Source organism: Pseudomonas sp. NBRC 111130, assembly GCF_001320485.1.
In the GTDB taxonomy this organism is placed as follows: domain Bacteria; phylum Pseudomonadota; class Gammaproteobacteria; order Pseudomonadales; family Pseudomonadaceae; genus Aquipseudomonas; species Aquipseudomonas vlassakiae.
Genome location: NZ_BCBG01000067.1, coordinates 1 through 17,742, shown reverse-complemented (window position 1 = coordinate 17,742; position 17,742 = coordinate 1). Strand labels below are relative to the sequence as shown.

At 53.6% G+C, this 17,742-nt stretch carries 18 protein-coding genes, 1 tRNA gene and 1 pseudogene; 6 read left to right on the top strand and 14 right to left on the bottom strand.

Annotated features, from left to right (window positions below):
• Nucleotides 1-391: 391 nt before the first annotated feature.
• The 4 genes and pseudogenes from APH33_RS21690 to APH33_RS21675 all read left to right on the top strand — a co-directional run.
• Nucleotides 392-634 carry a hypothetical protein gene (locus APH33_RS21690; RefSeq protein ID WP_054887112.1) on the top strand — a complete coding sequence of 81 codons (243 nt, stop codon included), beginning with the start codon at nucleotides 392-394 and terminating at the stop codon, nucleotides 632-634.
• Nucleotides 635-737: 103 nt separating this feature from the next.
• Complete coding sequence (locus tag APH33_RS21685) at nucleotides 738-1,004, top strand: DUF3077 domain-containing protein (protein ID WP_054887111.1); 267 nt, start codon at nucleotides 738-740, stop codon at nucleotides 1,002-1,004.
• 109 nt (nucleotides 1,005-1,113) lie between these two features.
• A complete protein-coding gene (locus tag APH33_RS28060; RefSeq protein ID WP_054887110.1) occupies nucleotides 1,114-1,398 on the top strand; it encodes a DUF3077 domain-containing protein in 285 nt (94 codons plus the stop codon).
• A 57-nt stretch (nucleotides 1,399-1,455) separates the two neighbouring features.
• Nucleotides 1,456-1,830 (top strand): annotated as a pseudogene (locus APH33_RS21675) (AAA family ATPase); the annotation flags it as partial.
• Nucleotides 1,831-2,357: 527 nt separating this feature from the next.
• Here APH33_RS21675 and APH33_RS27280 read toward each other — a convergent pair.
• The 14 genes from APH33_RS27280 to thrS form a co-directional block, all read right to left on the bottom strand.
• Nucleotides 2,358-3,503 (bottom strand): hypothetical protein, encoded by a 1,146-nt coding sequence (locus tag APH33_RS27280; RefSeq protein WP_218187136.1) that lies wholly within the window; start codon nucleotides 3,501-3,503, stop codon nucleotides 2,358-2,360.
• Between the two features lie 15 nt (nucleotides 3,504-3,518).
• The gene (locus APH33_RS27275) at nucleotides 3,519-4,415 is read right to left on the bottom strand and encodes a hypothetical protein (protein ID WP_156352020.1); all 897 of its coding nucleotides are present in this window, start codon (nucleotides 4,413-4,415) and stop codon (nucleotides 3,519-3,521) included.
• A gap of 1 nt (nucleotide 4,416) precedes the next feature.
• A complete protein-coding gene (locus APH33_RS27270; protein ID WP_156352017.1) occupies nucleotides 4,417-5,610 on the bottom strand; it encodes a hypothetical protein in 1,194 nt (397 codons plus the stop codon).
• A complete protein-coding gene (locus tag APH33_RS27265) occupies nucleotides 5,588-6,976 on the bottom strand; it encodes an ATP-binding protein (RefSeq protein WP_156352014.1) in 1,389 nt (462 codons plus the stop codon). Before APH33_RS27265 ends, APH33_RS27270 begins: the two co-directional genes overlap by 23 nt.
• Complete coding sequence (locus APH33_RS26905; protein ID WP_156352011.1) at nucleotides 6,960-8,882, bottom strand: GNAT family N-acetyltransferase; 1,923 nt, start codon at nucleotides 8,880-8,882, stop codon at nucleotides 6,960-6,962. Before APH33_RS26905 ends, APH33_RS27265 begins: the two co-directional genes overlap by 17 nt.
• A 300-nt stretch (nucleotides 8,883-9,182) precedes the next feature.
• A tRNA-Pro gene (locus APH33_RS21660) sits at nucleotides 9,183-9,259 on the bottom strand.
• 116 nt (nucleotides 9,260-9,375) lie between these two features.
• On the bottom strand, nucleotides 9,376-9,732 hold the full coding sequence (locus APH33_RS21655; RefSeq protein ID WP_054887106.1) for a MerR family transcriptional regulator: 357 nt from the start codon (nucleotides 9,730-9,732) through the stop codon (nucleotides 9,376-9,378).
• Entirely contained in the window at nucleotides 9,713-10,015 is a 303-nt protein-coding gene (gene ihfA, locus APH33_RS21650) for an integration host factor subunit alpha (RefSeq protein WP_054887105.1), read from the bottom strand. Before ihfA ends, APH33_RS21655 begins: the two co-directional genes overlap by 20 nt.
• 4 nt (nucleotides 10,016-10,019) lie before the next feature.
• Nucleotides 10,020-12,401, bottom strand: coding sequence for a phenylalanine--tRNA ligase subunit beta (pheT, locus tag APH33_RS21645; protein WP_054887104.1), 2,382 nt, complete (start codon nucleotides 12,399-12,401; stop codon nucleotides 10,020-10,022).
• Between the two features lie 32 nt (nucleotides 12,402-12,433).
• On the bottom strand, nucleotides 12,434-13,450 hold the full coding sequence (pheS, locus tag APH33_RS21640; RefSeq protein WP_054887103.1) for a phenylalanine--tRNA ligase subunit alpha: 1,017 nt from the start codon (nucleotides 13,448-13,450) through the stop codon (nucleotides 12,434-12,436).
• Between the two features lie 109 nt (nucleotides 13,451-13,559).
• On the bottom strand, nucleotides 13,560-13,916 hold the full coding sequence (gene rplT / locus APH33_RS21635) for a 50S ribosomal protein L20 (RefSeq protein WP_003250671.1): 357 nt from the start codon (nucleotides 13,914-13,916) through the stop codon (nucleotides 13,560-13,562).
• Nucleotides 13,917-13,943: 27 nt separating this feature from the next.
• Nucleotides 13,944-14,138 (bottom strand): 50S ribosomal protein L35, encoded by a 195-nt coding sequence (gene rpmI / locus APH33_RS21630; RefSeq protein WP_003250667.1) that lies wholly within the window; start codon nucleotides 14,136-14,138, stop codon nucleotides 13,944-13,946.
• 61 nt (nucleotides 14,139-14,199) lie between these two features.
• The gene (gene infC / locus APH33_RS21625; RefSeq protein ID WP_176509498.1) at nucleotides 14,200-14,751 is read right to left on the bottom strand and encodes a translation initiation factor IF-3; all 552 of its coding nucleotides are present in this window, start codon (nucleotides 14,749-14,751) and stop codon (nucleotides 14,200-14,202) included.
• Nucleotides 14,751-16,673 (bottom strand): threonine--tRNA ligase, encoded by a 1,923-nt coding sequence (gene thrS / locus APH33_RS21620; RefSeq protein WP_054887102.1) that lies wholly within the window; start codon nucleotides 16,671-16,673, stop codon nucleotides 14,751-14,753. The genes infC and thrS overlap by 1 nt, the downstream gene beginning before the upstream one ends.
• A 332-nt stretch (nucleotides 16,674-17,005) precedes the next feature.
• Here thrS and APH33_RS21615 point away from each other — a divergent pair, with 332 nt between their 5' ends.
• Entirely contained in the window at nucleotides 17,006-17,311 is a 306-nt protein-coding gene (locus APH33_RS21615) for a hypothetical protein (protein WP_054887101.1), read from the top strand.
• A 163-nt stretch (nucleotides 17,312-17,474) separates the two neighbouring features.
• The gene (locus tag APH33_RS21610; RefSeq protein WP_003250656.1) at nucleotides 17,475-17,687 is read left to right on the top strand and encodes a cold-shock protein; all 213 of its coding nucleotides are present in this window, start codon (nucleotides 17,475-17,477) and stop codon (nucleotides 17,685-17,687) included.
• Nucleotides 17,688-17,742: the final 55 nt, after the last annotated feature.

Genomic DNA, 17,742 nt, shown 5'->3' with positions numbered 1-17,742 from the left:
GGGCGGCGCTCGATCTCATAGGCGCTAAAGGAATGAAGGCAGGCACCTGCCAGCCCTGACACTCCCTCACATCTTGTTACGCCCTGTGGCTAATAAAATCAGATTTAGCCCCTTCCTTGTAGGACCTTTCCCAAAGATACTGCCGACGTCCATTTTTCGTTGCACATGGTCAACGTGGAACCTAGTCTCGGCCAGTCGCTGCCAATTCAGCGATCGGTTTTGACAGGCCGTCGATTGTTGTCCGTGTGCACACGCTTATGGCGGCTGTACGTGCGGGCACATTATTGTGCGCCGAGTGCCAACAATCTCGGTCTGTCAACCCGCGTACAGCTGCCACCCTCCCGTTTGACAGCGAGGCGGATCGCAGCTCAACCATTGTTGGAGCGTAAGCATGCTGAAAGTAGTTCCAGACCCACCCCGCAATCTCCACTCCCTCGAAGACACGCTGATGATGGCGGCTGACTACGCACTTTGCGCGGAAGTCGTAGCCCAGCAGGCAATGCTGATGCAGCCCAAGTCTCCCGTGTCGCTGTTGATCATGACGTCAATGCACGAACTCGAAACCCTGCGCAAATTGCTCGAATCGGCACTGGTTCAAATCCAGAAACCAGCCGACCCGCAGACGCTGCATTAATCCGCATCATGATCCTGCCTGGATTGACGCGTTCGTCTTCGGGTCCCCAGCTTGCGAGCGATCGGGCCAGCCCAGGCAGCTACAACTTCAGGGAGATCAACCAATGGCCACAGAAGAAACTAAATTCACACCCGGCAAAACCACCTTCTACCAGGGTGACAACCAGACCCACCCCCTCTTCCGCATCGAACCCGGCATCCCTTGCCAAAGCGCCCGCGAACAGGCCTCTGAACTGATGGGCTACGTCCGCGACCTGACCATCGACGGCCTGATGGAAGACAAACCCCAACTGCTCTGGGCCTCGCACTACCTCAGCGCCCTGGCCAAGGCCCTGCTCGATGATGCAGAACTGGGCATGATGAAAGACTGAACCGTCAGCACCGGCGCCACCCAGTGTAGGAGCGGCCTTGTGTCGCGAAAGGGCCGCAACGCGGCCCCAGCAATCCAAGCCCCTGCGCCGATTCCAGGAGATTTCACAGATGCCCCAAAACAACACCCCGAGTAGTGGGAGCGACAACATTCCGGTCCCAAGCTACAAACCATCCCAACAATTGATCACCGCCATCCCCGGAATACCCACCCCCCAAGCAAAAGAACAAGCCGCAAAACTGTTGGACTGCGCCCGCTACCTCAACCACACCGGCGTCATGCTAGGCGACCACCGAAGAGTCGCTGCCTCCCACTACCTCAACATGATGGTTCGCGCCCTGTTCGATGAACTCGAACACATCCGCCCCCACTCCCGAAGCCGAGCTGACCGGTAGTAACGCCAACCCAGTTCGGCCACAATCGGTCACCCAGTTCAAGCTGGGACGCACCGGATGCTCGCCACCCTCGCCATCGGCAACTACCGCTCAATCAATCACCTTGTGTTGCCACTATGCCAACTCAACCGGGTGACGGGTGTCAACGGCAGCGGCAAATCCAATCTCTACAAGGCCCTGCGCCTGCTCGCCGAAACCGCCCAGGGCGGCGTGATCGAAGCACTTGCCCGTGAAGGCGGACTGGATTCGACCTTGTGGGCCGGGCCTGGGATGAGTGCGCGCATGAAGCGCGGTGAAGTGCCCATCCAAGGCCAGCATCCAAGCGACGTAAAACGCCTGCGCTTGGGTTTTGCCACCGAGGATTTCGGCTTTGCCATCTCGCTCGGCCTGCCGATTCCCCTGCCCTATCCCACTGCATTCATGCTCGACCCCGTGTTGCCGTATTGTACCAATATCCCTCTGCGTCACATGCTCAGCGTTACCCAATTTCAAACCGTTCGGATTGGAAGCGCTAGCTAATGTACTGGGTGATTTCTACTCAGCGTAGCAACACTTAAAACGAGATGTTTTATAAGACAATCCGTAGGATGGAAGCAGAAATTGAGAGGCCGAGAATCGATTCGTTGCTCAAGTGACAGAACTAAGATCGCGGCTGCTGGAATTTGCCCGGTTCGTCGCTCATAGCTTTTGTACTGGTTATTGCCTTCCCTTTTTGACTCTCTTTACGCACTTTATCAACCCAGATGCACAGGCCCATAGGCCGACGTCAATTAATGCGCTTACGTCGTAGATCAAGCACTTGTCATCAAGGATCGAGCTGCCAGCACTTGCCTGAAGTCGCAGGTATACATCTAAGTAAAGCAAATCGTGACAAACCCTCTCCACGCCTACCCAGTTGGCAGAATAGTAGGATGAAGAGGGTAGGTAAGGCCCCGAACAATCAAGCAAGTAAGCAAAACCTAAATAAGATCATCCAAAATACCACTAGAATCGAGTCGCTCAACTGTGATCGGACCTTTAACAGGATCTAATTCAGCAAGTCGAGCCTCTTCAATAAGTTGCTGTAGAACGTTCACAATTTTCCTAGGTGTTCGATCAGCCAACTCACCCAGGACAGCCTCTAGGGCAGCTTGAGTAAATGGATAAGCACCTAATTTCGATTTATCATCCGTTGAGATACGCATTTGCTCTGAATCCATGATTCCTACAGCGAAATCTACCGCAGATTGGCGATCCAGAGGCGAAAATGCGATTTGACGCCCCATTCTAGACAATACGAATTCAGTGAAAACAGTTGGCAACTGTTCCAGCTCAGCAGATAGAGCAAGGACAAGTCCAAAACAATTAGGACACATGTCGTACAAATGACGAATCAGCTCATTTACCTCTATTACTTCTTTAGCCGAAGCACTTACCAAAACATCAAGTTCATCAATCATCAAGTATACCGACTGCCTAAATCGAACAGTCGAATCCTTCAGCCTTATTTCGTGGACAAAAAGATTAACCAACCGTGTAAACAGCAGCATTGCCTGATAATCTGTTCTATCTTTTGCAAGAAAGCCTTTAAGCGCATCACCTTGAAGGTGAAAGATCTCTTTAGCAAAACTTTGAAGCTCAGTCGCAGGTATTAGCTTCTCGATTACCAAATCATCTTGCGTATCCGAATCCATCGAGTGGTCATCTATAAACTGACGCACCATTCGATTTAGAAACTGACGATAATCATACACATCCTGGACAAAAGTAGTTCTTGCAACCAGATCATCAGTGAGCGCAGAGCTAAACGTCAGCTTTCCTTTATCCTTCTTCAAGGTTGGAATATAATATGCAGACGAGTAACCGCCCTCATTAAGGCTTTTTATCCAACGCGTGCCCCAAAGAAGCGCATGAGACTTACCTGTACCATAAGTCCCATATAGCAGAAGACCATTGGTATTACCAACTTGCTCAGCTCTGGATCTAGCCAGAAACTTTTGCAACAAAGCGCGCTCTCGCTCCTGGCCAGCCCAAATTCCAAGCCTAGGATCGTCCTCAAGAGTAGCTTGCGATCTAAAAGGGTTGGTAACCAAGTTACAAGACTTATAGTACTCTGCGTTCGACATAACCATAATTCTTCCTCAACAGTTGAGTTGCGCTATGTAGGTTTCAAAATCAATAGTGGAGCTCGCCAAATCTAAACAGTACTCCATGGCGCCCTCCAGATCATCTTCAGAGATCTCATAGCAAAGTTCCTCCGAAACGGAGTCAGGCAAACAATATTCTTCTCCAGCTCTACTTGGAACAATATTCAAGGACTTCTCTGTCAGCTCTGACGACCCTACAATCCCGATACTTTTAACATGCGACATCTCAGAATCAAGTTGCTTCGCATCCACTTCAAAATAATATAAGCGTGAATTTAGCTGCTCGTGAAAATGCAGCTCAATCCCGCGTGATGCGAAACTTCGGTAGGCATCAATATCACTGCTACGCGGAGGCCTCGTAATAATTGTGACATACCCTCCGAACTGTTGAACTCGGCTTATGAGCAAACCTATAAGTCCTACTGGAGATATCAAAGTTTTCGTCAGTGAGGGGCTGACCAAAATCATTTGCTTATGAGGAATAAGGGTTCTAGCACTCAACACTTCACGCAAATACCGAGGGCTTGTTGACTTCATGTATCGCGGATGTCGAAACTGCTCCATAGCATCTACACCAGAAGGCGTTTGCCCTACACTAGCAGCTGAACTGAGATCACTAGGTGCCTCGAGTCGGTCTTCAACATTATGCCGACCAGCTCTATACCAATATACATCATCGCCACGTCGTATATATATTGCACGATAGTAATTCGGACGCTGTGATATATACCTAATAAATGCCCCTTCGATCCCTTTATAACGATGATCTTCTTTTGCTGGCTCAAACTCGCCGTCACTTGTACACACTTTAGCCATAACCTTCCCGGCAAAATGCGCATCAGGTTGCTCAGCTAAGTCCCTAATAAATTCCTTGCAGAAATAAACTGCCATATTAGCGCACTAATGAGATAGCCATTTCGGCTAGACGAGATTCCCGAGCTATAAACCTAGGAGTAAAAAAACCCTGCTCGGCCCTAATAAACTGAGGATAATTGGATATACGCCCAGAGGAAATACTTAGTCCTACAACGCATCTGTACACTACCCTGACGGGAATTTCGTTTCTAAGCATTCTACGTGATGTATTGAGAGATTGAAAACAACCGATAATTTTTTGCATTATCTCAAAATCGCAATCATCAATTTCTTTCAAATCAAATTCTAATGACTCGAGAGACGAAGCAACAGCATTCAAAAGCTCCCAAGAATTAAGTGGAGTGATTTCAGCGGGCAGCTTCAGCGAGGAAAATAGAGGAGTCCTGAGTTCGTATTCTAGAGGCCAAACACATAAACAAGCCGGCCCTCCAAATCCTAACTTTCTAAGATTAGATAATAGTCGCTCTCCCACACTTGTCACATCGCCAAATTCATTATACAGACCAAGCGACTGTGCCCACGCTTTACGACGACCAAGTGTCTTGGCAATATAGTTAGGCGAGAATTTTATTTCAGGCCTATTAGACTCTCCGCCAAGAGGACCTGATTTCTCAAAAGTTCCCATTTGGAGAGGCCCGGCTTTAGAAGTATTTCTGCCTCTACTTCCCGGGTTATTCTCTTGCGTCTCTACGATCACCGTCTTGTAGATTGCCGAGCGTTGCTGAGCAGATTTAAAAGTCGTTTCGAGAATGCTCCATTTGTACTCAATGGCCCGCGCCAAAGAATTTGAAAACTCCAACTCTTCAAAATTTGAGCTTAGAGCATTCAAAAAAATGTCGCCATCCGCGATAATTAATGCATACGCTAATAATACTCTCAAAGACCTATCAAAATCGGCGGATGACTGCAACTTAGCAAGTATCCCCAACGATTCACCGAATTCAAGAACACCTACCTCTCCGCCCCTTACTTGGACAACCTCGATTGCACGAAGAAAATCAAGCACATGCTCATTTTTTTCATCTAAACCCCACCCATTGGGCTTCGGCGCATGTAGCAACCGCTTTAAATCTCCGATCGAAATACGATCCTTACTAGCATAGAGCCTAGCGAAATCTTGCAATCGCTGAAACGTACTTTCCAAACCTACAGAATAGCCGATTTTTTTTATAAAGATTGAGAAGTCACTAGATTGGACTTTGGCCACCATGAGCAGTAATCCTTGGTCGAATTTGAATTAGAACCGCACGACTAGTGGAGTGATCACCAATAAAACACTGCCCAGCCTCTAACAATCTAAGAATATCCCCAAACTCACTAACTTTACTTCCAGAGACTCGCATTCCACTTGGAACTTTCGTGGGAATCCTAGCCATTGCGGAATTAATATCACTTTGAAAAGTTAATCGGTGGGAAAACGCGAGATTTACCTGACTAAGTACCCGATCATCAACAGCAGAAGGTTGTTGTGTCGCTAAAACCAACGACAATCCTGCATCTCGGCCTCGTTTAACATACTCGACTAGGGCCGCTCGCGCGGGAGATTCTCCCTGAGATGGGCAAACGACATGTGCCTCGTCAATCAAAAGCCACACCCTGCTTGGAAAATTGCGCTTATCTGCGACTTTATTAAAGAAGTCCGCAACTCGGCGCTCCTGATGATAGCGCCCCATTATCGTAAAGAGCTGCCGCGCCAATAGAGCCGTAACGAGTGCCTTATCGTGATCGCGAAGCTCTCTCAGCATAAATATATTACACTGACCTGGTTTCAAAAGGCTTTCTATCTCTAGGCCATCTGCTCCAAACAGCCCGGTTGCAAGATAATCTGAGAGTCGATAGATAACGACATTTCGCGAAGACTCTGAAACGGTGGTCGCGAAGCGCCCCTCCCGCAACAATTTAAGCATGTCTTCTATATCAAAGTTTCTATCTGCAAGCTTACTTATCACTTCAGATATCAAGTGACCCTGCGGGCTATAAACTTCTTGCCCGAGCAAACTACACCACTCTTCATGAAGAATATCCCGCGGCCTTATCTTTAATGGGACCTCGTCCCCCATAAAACCTGAAACTCCTGGAGGAATAAAGACTTTAGTATTCGCAAGAGACTCAGGTTTTAAATTCCAATTCTTTAACTGCTCTAACTGAGAGGCCCCTTCATTCCCTTGCGGAGGGTAACGCAACGTCCAAAACTGACTTTGAGTATCAATTAGAAAAGTTGCTACCGGCGTAACGCCAAGCGAAATTGGCGACTCATTTACCAGAGGATTCAACCCCTCTAAAAGCACTCCCAGATCCATACTTTTGCCGGAACCACGAGTACCAGTTATATAAATTACGTGCGGAAAAGACGTATCCAAATACGCGTCCGCACTCAGGTAGCTAGCCCCTGTCGAAGCTTCCAAGATCTTGCCAAGATATATCAAGTCATTTGGGGCGGGGTCATTATTTCGACCAAAAATAAAGTTGCGCCCCTTACTTACATAATTCCCTTTTACTATTGGATCCAATGCAACAAAATTACTTTGCTCTATAACTTTACCAAAACTTTCAGCCAGTCTATTGGAAAATGCCATCTATATAATCCTTTCCACCGCAGACAATGGAGTCTCGGCCGGTCCTTAGCACAATCACTCGAGAGGGACGCAGCGCACGAATAAAATGCCCATGATTAGCAGCAGCGACGAATGCAATTCTCTCCTCTTTGCGAACCACACTGTGCAATCGCTCTGCGACTATACGTGAAGACAACGGATCGAGATCAGAACAAAACTCATCTATAAGCCAAACGTCATCATCGCCCAATATCAAGTCCGCTAGCATGGCACGATAACGCTGCCCCCGACTGAGCATTTCAAAAGGTTTGAGGAACAAAAGAGCCTCAGACAAGCCTACTTTAGAAAGCGCTTCGAAAGCTCTTTCGGCCCCGTGCTGCTGGGCTAAGTAACCAAATAAAGAAGCATTAGCAGGAAAGGGTTTTAACCATCCAACCTTATAGGTTGCAGGCGATATTTTTCCTAAATAATTGAGCGTTTCGGATACAGCGCGAGGATCCAGACGATTCAATAGTAAACTTTTACCACACCCACTAGATCCGGCAATAAATGACACCGTGCCGGCATGAGCGGTGAAAGACACTGAACCGATCAACTTTTGGCTCAATTTCTGCGTTGATATTCCAAAGCTACTCATTACAAACTTATTATAGCTATCATGCGGCACATCGTAATTCGACCAAATTTCAACGCTGTCAATTTCGATTTTCTTAACTCTAGCACGCTTGACAATTGTTTTTCTTTTAGCCAAAGTAACTGCCGCATCTTTTACATAGGCATCTGAGACCGGATCTAAGCCAACAATATAATAAGGAATCGGTGAGCGAATTACTGGGCGCAGAGCAGCCCATTCTTCTTTGCTCATTGCCGCAAACGGGTCAGGCAATGTTAACAGCTCAGCGATTCTGGCTTGAAGTGACTCAAAACTTTCACCTGTAAGTGAACGATAATTCTCGAACGCGGTATAATACTTCCTTTGAGCGCTCATTATTCCAGAGTCGCCTTTTGCGCCACGATGAATACTCTTTAGATCTTTGGCTATACGCTCACGATTACCTTCTGTCTCACCGAGATAATGGAAACCACATCGGGATACAAAATCGATATATCTAAGCATTTCAGCTGAGATTTCTAAAAAAAGTGGTCGCTTACCACCAATATGCCATCTGCTTCGCGCAAAATCCTTAGCAGCTTCAACCAGCTTGGTTGATAACTGCCCTCCACGATACTCAGGATGAACGACGGTACGTGCAATTCTTACAATACGATTGACATGTTCTTGCCCCCCCCGCCGCCAGGCTTCCCAGCTCACGCCCGATGGATGGCTAAATGCTCGATCAAATGCTAAATGCCGAGGCTTGGCCATAAGCAAAGGCATTTGAAGTTCTACATAACCGACGCTGACCCATTGATTACCTATTTTTAGCTGCGCCAATAGGACAACCTTGCGTCCACCTGAGGACTTCTTTTTTGCGACACCAGGAGCGTTGAAATTCAATCCTCGATAGTGAAAGCCTTCTAGCTCTGCATGATCTACATGCTCACTGCAACAAGAGGGCTCAATTACTCTTAACGGTATTTCATCTCCAGCAAACTCAATTACTGAATTCTGCTCATATGTAGGGTAAACATTTATTAAATCTTTGGACTCAGCATTTGAAATCCAAATTCGCCTTTGCAGGCCTTCACGCAAATGCAGTATATCTCCGGGCCCAACAAGAGCGTATCTGTGTAGATAAATCGTACTTTCACCTCGCCCTGAGTCCATCACGATACGTTTCGAATCGTTCTTCACAGAGACGCGTAACACTTTGTATTCATTTTCGGATTGGCGTCGCTCAAAAAGCTCTGCATCAGTTTTCGACGAAAGCTCAGGAGACAATGCAAGCGCCTGTTCCTGCCCCTCAAATGAACTCAATTTACTCACTCTCACTATCCAAAATGTGCGGTTAGCATAAGAGTACACGCCTAGGCTAACATTCGCTCGTTGCCAATGAAATACTTGATCCGACGCGTGCTCGCCAAATACAATTTACTAACGTACATAATAGCGGATACTGCTTACGTCAGCTACGCTTCGCGCCACTCATGAAAAATCACCAACGCGACCATTGAGTAAATATATTATTCAATGACATTAAAAACAACGACATAGATCATTTTATAAACACTTAAAAATAGAAACAAACGAAAAAACCACCTTTCGGTGGTTTTTCCGTTTCAATAATGGTCGGGACGGAGTGATTCGAACACTCGACCCCTTGCACCCCATGCAAGTGCGCTACCGGGCTGCGCTACGCCCCGACTGGGCTTGAAGCATGTTCTCAATCCTGCCGAGAACGTTGAAGAATGTACCCTAACCTCCTGATAAATGAAACCTTTTTCTCAAAAAAATTTCCACTCATCAGAAAAACCTCAGGTCACTTCTTCAACACCACCAACACATCCTCCAACTCGACAATCATCTGCCGAATCAGCTGCTTGTACTGGCTCGATTCATCCTTCACCTCATCACTGGAGAGCCGCAACCGCGCCCCGCCAATGGTGAACCCCTGGTCATACAGCAGCGCCCGGATCTGGCGGATCATCAGCACATCCTGCCGCTGATAATACCGCCGGTTCCCCCGCCGCTTCACAGGGTTGAGCTGAGGAAACTCCTGCTCCCAATACCGCAGCACATGTGGCTTTACGGCACACAACTCGCTCACTTCACCGATGGTGAAGTAGCGTTTGCCCGGTATGGGGGGCAGTTCGTCGTTATGGCTTGCTTCCAGCATAGGCCTCAACCCGGGCTTTCAACTTCTGCCCTGGACGAAAGGTGACGACGCGCCGTGCGGTGATCGGGATCTCTTCCCCTGTCTTGGGGTTGCGGCCCGGCCGCTGGCGTTTGTCGCGAAGGTCGAAGTTGCCGAAACCGGACAACTTGACCTGCTCGTTCTCTTCAAGTGCGTGCCGAATTTCTTCAAAAAACAGCTCGACCAGCTCCTTGGCCTCACGCTTGTTAAGCCCCAGCTCCTCGTACAGCCTTTCGGCCATCTCAGCTTTCGTCAGAGCACCCATGCCGTTATTTCCTTAACGTGGTGTTCAACCTTTGTTCGAGCGAGGTGAGGATGTTTTGCAGGGTAGTGTTCACCTCATCGTCGTTAAGAGTGCGCGATGGATGCTGCCAGGTCAAGCCGACGGCCAGGCTTTTTCTATCAGGATCAATGCCTTTACCTTGGTAGACATCAAACAGCCTGAGGTCTGTGAGCCATTCGCCTGCATTGTCACGAATTACTTCAAGCACGTCTTGAGACGCCACATCACGTCCTGCGATCAAGGCCAGGTCGCGACGGGTTTCCGGGAACTTGGAGAGTTCGCTGAATTTCGGCAGGCGGCCTTCGACCACATCGCCCAGCACCAGCTCGAAGACGAACACCGGGCGGTCCAGGTCCAGGGCTTTGGCAAGCTCCGGGTGGAGGGCGCCGAGGTAGCCGACGTCCTTGCCGTCGCGCTGGATCACAGCGGTCTGGCCAGGGTGCAGGGCTGGGTGCTTGCCAGCGGCGAAGGTGAAGTCGCTCAGGGCGCCGCTGTAGCCCAGCAGGGCTTCGACGTCGGCCTTGACGTCGAAGAAGTCGACGGTGTCGCGGCCGTTCGCCCAGCCTTCTGGCAGGCGGCTGCCGGTGACGACGCCGGCGATCATTGGCTGCTGCTGCAGGTTACCGAGCTGGCCGACGAAGCGCAGGCCGCTTTCGAACAGGCGCACGCGGTCTTGCTGGCGGTTGAGGTTGTGCTGCAGGGCCTTGACCAGGCCTGGCCACAACGAGGCGCGCATGGCGGCCATGTCGTTGGAGATCGGGTTGGCCAGCAGCAGCGGCTCGACGCCTGGGCTGAACAGCTCGAACAGCTTCGGGTCGATGAAGCTGTAGGTGATGGCTTCCTGATAGCCGCGGGCGACCAGCAGGCGGCGCAGGTTTGGCAGCTCGCCGCGGGTTTCCGGGCGGGCTTGCGGCGCGAGGCGGGCTTGCGGGTAGCGCACTGGCAGGTTGTTGTAACCGTACAGGCGGGCCAGCTCTTCGATCAGGTCGACTTCCAGGCTGATGTCGAAGCGGTGGCTTGGGACGTTGACGGTCCACTGCCCTACCCCATCAGCTTTGGTAGCCAAGCCAAGGTTGTTGAGCAGCTGCTCGACCTGGGCCGGGTCCATCTCCATGCCGAGCATCTGGGTGATGCGGTCGGCGCGCAGGGTGACCGGGGCGACGTTTGGCAGGTGCTGTTCGCTGACGGCTTCGACGATCGGACCGGCTTCGCCGCCGACGATGTCGAGGATCAGCTGGGTGGCGCGCTCCATGGCTTCGCGGGCCAGCTGCGAGTCGACGCCGCGCTCGTAGCGGTGCGAGGCATCGGTGTGCAGGCCGTAGGAACGGGCTTTACCGGCGACGGAGATCGGCTCGAAGAAGGCGCTTTCGAGGAACAGGTCGCGGGTTTTCTCGGTGTTCACACCGCTGTGCTCGCCACCCATGACGCCGGCGATGGCCAGGGCGCGGGTGTGGTCGGCGATCACCAGGGTGTCGGCACGCAGGGCCACTTCCTGGCCGTCGAGCAGGACCAGCTTCTCGCCCTCTTCGGCCATGCGCACGCGGATGCCGCCGTTGATTTCGGCGAGGTCGAAGGCGTGCATCGGCTGGCCGAGTTCGAGCATCACGTAGTTGGTGATGTCGACGGCGGCGTCGATGCTGCGCACGTCGCTGCGGCGCAGGCGCTCGACCATCCACAGCGGGGTCGGCTTGCTCAGGTCGACGTTGCGGATGACGCGGCCCAGGTAACGTGGGCAGGCCGCCGGGGCGCTGACTTCGACCGGGCGCACTTCGTCGTGGGCCGGGGCAACGGCGGGTACGACCGGGCGGGTGACCGGGGTGTCGTACAGGGCGCTGACGTCGCGGGCCAGGCCTGCGATGGACAGGCAGTCACCGCGGTTCGGGGTCAGGCCGATCTCGATGCTGGCGTCGTCCAGGCTCAGGTACTGGCGGATGTCTTCGCCTACCGGGGCGTCGGCGGCCAGTTCCAGCAGGCCGTCGTTTTCTTCGCTGATCTGCAGCTCGGCGGCCGAGCAGAGCATGCCGAACGACTCGACGCCGCGCAGCTTGGCCTTCTTGATCTTGAAGTCGCCTGGCAGTTCGGCGCCGATCATGGCGAACGGGATCTTGATGCCTGGGCGGGCGTTAGGCGCGCCGCACACGACCTGGAAGGTTTCCTGGCCGTTGCTCACCTGGCACACGCGCAGCTTGTCGGCGTCCGGGTGTTGTTCGGTGGCGAGGATCTCGCCCACGACGATGCCGCTGAACTGGCCGGCAGCGGGGGTCACGCTGTCGACTTCGAGGCCGGCCATGGACAGGCGGGCGACCAGTTCGTCACGGGAGACTTGCGGGTTTACCCAACCGCGCAGCCACTGTTCACTGAATTTCATGCTGTTCTCCTGGAAAAGTGCGTCGATGGGGCCTAGCGGAATTGCGCCAGGAACCGCAGGTCGTTATCGAAGAACAGACGCAAATCGTTGACGCCATAGCGCAGCATGGCCAGGCGCTCGGCGCCCATGCCGAAGGCGAAGCCCTGGAATTCTTCAGGGTCGATGCCAGACATGCGCAGCACGTTCGGGTGCACCATGCCGCAGCCCATTACTTCCAGCCAGCCGGTCTGCTTGCACACGCGGCAGCCCTTGCCGGAACACATCACGCACTGGATGTCGACTTCGGCGGACGGCTCGGTGAAGGGGAAGAACGACGGGCGGAAGCGCACGGCCAGTTCTTTTTCGAAGAACACGCGCAGGAATTCTTCGATGGTGCCCTTGAGGTCGGCGAAGTTGATGCCGCGGTCGATCAGCAGGCCTTCGACCTGGTGGAACATCGGCGAGTGGGTGATATCCGAGTCGCAGCGGTATACGCGGCCCGGGCAGACAATGCGGATCGGCGGCTGGGTGGACTCCATGGTCCGCACCTGCACCGGCGAGGTGTGGGTGCGCAGCAGCATGTTGGCATTGAAGTAGAAGGTGTCGTGCATCGCCCGGGCCGGGTGGTGGCCAGGGATGTTGAGCGCTTCGAAGTTGTGGTAGTCGTCTTCGACCTCAGGGCCTTCGGCGATGCCGTAGCCGATGTGGGTGAAGAACTGCTCGATGCGCTCGAGGGTACGGGTGATCGGGTGCAGCCCGCCGGTGGTCTGGCCACGGCCTGGCAGGGTCACGTCGATGCATTCGGCGGCCAGGCGAGCGCTGAGCTCGGCCTCTTCAAAGGCGGCCTTGCGTGCGTTGAGCACGACGGTGACGCGCTCTTTGGCGTCGTTGATCAGCGCGCCGACTTTCGGGCGCTCGTCGGCTGGCAGGTTGCCCAGGGTCTTCATCACCTGGGTCAGTTCGCCCTTCTTGCCGAGGTACTGAACCCGGATCTGTTCCAGGGTATTGATGTCTTCAGCGCGCTCGACGGCCTCTAGGGCTTGGGAGACCAGCGCATCCAGGTTTTCCATGTACAGACTCCAGATACGAAAATAGGGGAAGAGCTTTGAAGGCTCTTCCCCTATCGATGACGTTCAATGCCCGGCGCCGCTAGCGCCGCCGGGTGATTGTCGCGGGTACTTAAGCCAGAACGGCTTTAGCTTTCTCGACAATCGCAGCAAACGCCGCTTTTTCGTTCACTGCCAGATCGGCCAGAACCTTACGGTCGATTTCGATCGAAGCCTTTTTCAGGCCAGCAATCAGACGGCTGTAGGACAGACCGTTGGTGCGGGCACCGGCGTTGATACGAGCGATCCACAGTGCGCGGAACTGACGCTTCTTCTGACGACGGTCACGGTAGGCATATTGACCAGCCTTGATGACAGCCTGCTTGGCAACGCGGAATACGCGCGAGCGTGCACCGTAGTAGCCTTTAGCCAGTTTCAGAATTTTCTTGTGACGCTTACGAGCGATGACGCCACGCTTAACACGAGCCATGAGTAACTTCCTCTATCTAAACCAGAATTAACGTACGCGCAGCATGCGCTCGACTTTTGCCACGTCAGACGGGTGCAGCAGGCTGGCACCGCGCAGTTGACGCTTACGCTTGGTCGACATTTTGGTCAGGATGTGGCTCTTGAAAGCGTGCTTGTGCTTGAAGCCGGAAGCGGTCTTCAGGAAGCGCTTCGCAGCACCGCTCTTGGTTTTCATTTTTGGCATGTTGGAACTCCGCATTCGATAAAATTACACAATAATCATCAGGCCTGCCGTGCCCGGGAGATTACTTCTTCTTTTTGGGGGCGATGACCATCATAAGCTGGCGTCCTTCCATCTTAGGATGCTGCTCAACGGTGCCGTATTCGGCGAGGTCGGTTTCGACCCGCTTCAACAGCTCCATGCCCAGCTCCTGGTGGGCCATCTCACGGCCGCGGAATCTCAGAGAGATCTTGGCCTTGTCCCCATCGGTAAGGAAACGTACCAGGTTGCGTAGTTTTACCTGGTAATCCCCTTCTTCCGTCCCTGGACGAAACTTGATTTCTTTGATCTGGATCTGCTTCTGGTTTTTCTTGGCTTCGTTAGCCTGCTTCTTCTTCTCGAAGAGGTGCTTGCCGTAGTCCATCACCTTGCAGACAGGCGGTACCGCGTCTGCAGAGATTTCCACCAGATCCAGCTTCGCTTCTTCAGCGATACGAAGCGCTTCATCAATCGAGACGATGCCAACCTGCTCGCCATCAGCGCCAATTAACCGAACCTCGCGGGCCGAGATATTCTCGTTGATCGGGGCCTTCGGTACAGCACGCTTATCGTTTCTCATTTCACGCTTAATAGTCATTACTCCGATTCTTGGCGTCCACGCCGGGAAACCGCTTGTGTCAGAAGCTCAACGAACTGGGCGACGGGCATGGAGCCCAGGTCTGCGCCTTCGCGAGTACGCACAGCGACGGTTCGTGTTTCGACTTCACGGTCCCCTATAACCAAAAGGTACGGGACCTTGAGCAAAGTATGCTCGCGGATTTTAAAGCCGATCTTCTCATTTCTCAAGTCCGACTTGGCACGGAAACCGCTACCGTTCAGGGCATTTTCCACTTCGAGGGCGAAATCGGCCTGTTTGTCGGTGATGTTCATGATCACCGCCTGGGTCGGTGCCAGCCACGCCGGGAACACGCCAGCGTAGTGCTCGATCAGCATGCCGATGAAGCGCTCGAACGAACCGAGGATCGCGCGGTGCAGCATGACAGGGCGCACCCGGCTGTTATCTTCGGCGATATAGCTGGCATCCAGGCGTTCTGGCAGGTTCGGGTCGTACTGCAGGGTACCGCACTGCCAGTTACGGCCGAGGCAGTCGCGCAGGGTGAACTCGATCTTCGGGCCGTAGAAGGCGCCCTCGCCCGGCTGGTATTCCCACTCCAGGCCCGACTCGTTCAGGGCGTCGGCCAGTGCACCTTCGGCACGGTCCCACAGCTCTTCGGAGCCGACACGCTTGGCCGGGCGGGTGGACAGCTTCATGGCGATATCGGTGAAGCCGAAGTCCTTGTACACGTCCAGGGTCAGCTTGATGAAGTCGGCGGCTTCTTTCTTCACCTGTTCTTCGGTGCAGAAGATGTGCGCGTCGTCCTGCACGAAGCCACGCACGCGCATGATGCCGTGCAGGGCCCCGGATGGCTCGTTACGGTGGCAGGCACCGAACTCGGCCAGGCGCAGCGGCAGGTCGCGGTAGCTCTTCAGGCCCTGGTTGAACACCTGCACGTGGCACGGGCAGTTCATCGGCTTGACCGCGTAGTCACGGCTTTCCGACGAAGTGGTGAACATGTTTTCGGCGTAGTTCGACCAGTGGCCGGAACGCTCCCAGAGGATGCGGTCGACGACTTGCGGTGTCTTGATTTCCTGGTAGCCGTTGACGCGCTGAACCTGGCGCATGTACTGCTCGAGCACCTGGTACACGGTCCAGCCGTTGGCGTGCCAGAACACCATGCCCGGGGCTTCTTCCTGCAGGTGGAAGAGGTCGAGCTGCTTGCCGATCTTGCGGTGGTCGCGCTTTTCGGCTTCTTCGATGCGCTGGATGTAGGCAGCCAGCTGCTTCTTGTCGGCCCAGGCGGTGCCGTAGACGCGTTGCAGCTGCTCGTTCTTGGCATCGCCGCGCCAGTAGGCGCCGGACAGCTTGGTCAGCTTGAATGCCTTGAGGAAGCGCGTGTTCGGCACGTGCGGGCCACGGCACATGTCGACGTATTCTTCGTGGTAGTACAGGCCCATGGCCTGCTCGTCCGGCATGTCTTCGACCAGGCGCAGCTTGTAGTCTTCGCCACGGGCCTTGAACACTTCGATGACTTCGGCGCGCGGGGTCATCTTCTTGACCACGTCGTAGTCTTTTTCGATCAGCTCCATCATGCGCTTTTCGATGGCGGCCATGTCTTCAGGGGTGAAGGGGCGCTCGTAGGCGATGTCGTAATAGAAGCCTTCGTCGATCACCGGGCCGATCACCATCTTGGCGGTCGGGTACAGCTGTTTCACTGCGTGGCCGACCAGGTGGGCACACGAGTGGCGGATGATCTCCAGTCCCTCTGCATCTTTAGGGGTGATGATCTGCAGGGTGGCGTCGTGGTTGATCAGGTCGCAGGCATCGACCAGCTTGCCGTCGACCTTGCCGGCCACGGTGGCCTTGGCCAGGCCTGCGCCGATGGATGCGGCGACGTCGGCGACGGATACGGCGTGATCAAACGAACGTTGACTGCCATCGGGAAGAGTAATAACGGGCATGGCGCCTCCTCTCCTAGTGGTGACCCCTACCAAAGGTCACGTGGGTTGGGATGAGCCAGTACAAGATCCGACCTGCCTTCCCTTCAGGGAAGCCTGCCTCACAGTGGCAGAAGCCTTTCAGCTTGCCAGGGACGAACCAGAGTGACTGGAAAGAAAAAGTTGCGAGCTGCCAGTGGCTAGCTGCAAGCCGAGCATGCTAGCACGCGGGTTGTGCGGCTCGTAGAAATATTTGGAAATTACGCCGCGCCGGTGAACTAACGCGGAAAAAGTCCGATCAGACCTTGGGAAGCAACCTACTCTTGATGAGACCTTAACCCAAGGAGTAACCGGTTATGCGAGTACCGTCTCTTCTGGCTCTGGCGGCTGCTGGCGCCCTGCTGCTGCCGATGGCTGCCAATGCTGGCAACTTCCCAGCCGGGAAGGAAGCCGGCTACATGGCCCAGTGCACCCAAGTCGCCAGCAGCCAAGGCGTCGACCCCGCCACCGCGAAAAAGCACTGCGACTGTGGTGCCCAGGCGATCAAAAAGAATTTCACCGACGCGGAAATTGCCGACCTGGACAGCAAGGATGGCGTCGATGCCAAGCTGATGCAGAAGGCGCAAACCGTGGTGAAACAGAGCTGCGCGCCGAAGAGCTGAAACCTTAAAGCCAGAGCAGGCCAGGCATTATTTGCCATGGATCAACATCCTGCGAAGGTAAAAGGCGCTAGATGCGCAGAAATGGACTATGATGTCCCCCGTGCTCCGTAGCCTCGGCCGCATTGCACCACTGAAAAATCTAAATGTTCTGGAGATTCACCTCATGTCCAATCGCCAACAAGGCACCGTCAAATGGTTCAATGATGAAAAAGGCTACGGCTTCATCACCCCAGCAGGCGGCGGCGACGACCTGTTCGTACACTTCAAAGCCATCGAATCCGACGGCTTCAAGAGCCTGAAAGAAGGCCAGACTGTTTCCTTCGTCGCCGAGCGCGGCCAGAAGGGCATGCAGGCTGCGCAGGTTCGTCCGGAGTAATTCGGGCAGCTGTAAAAAAACCCGCCACTTGTGGCGGGTTTTTTTTTGGGCTTTT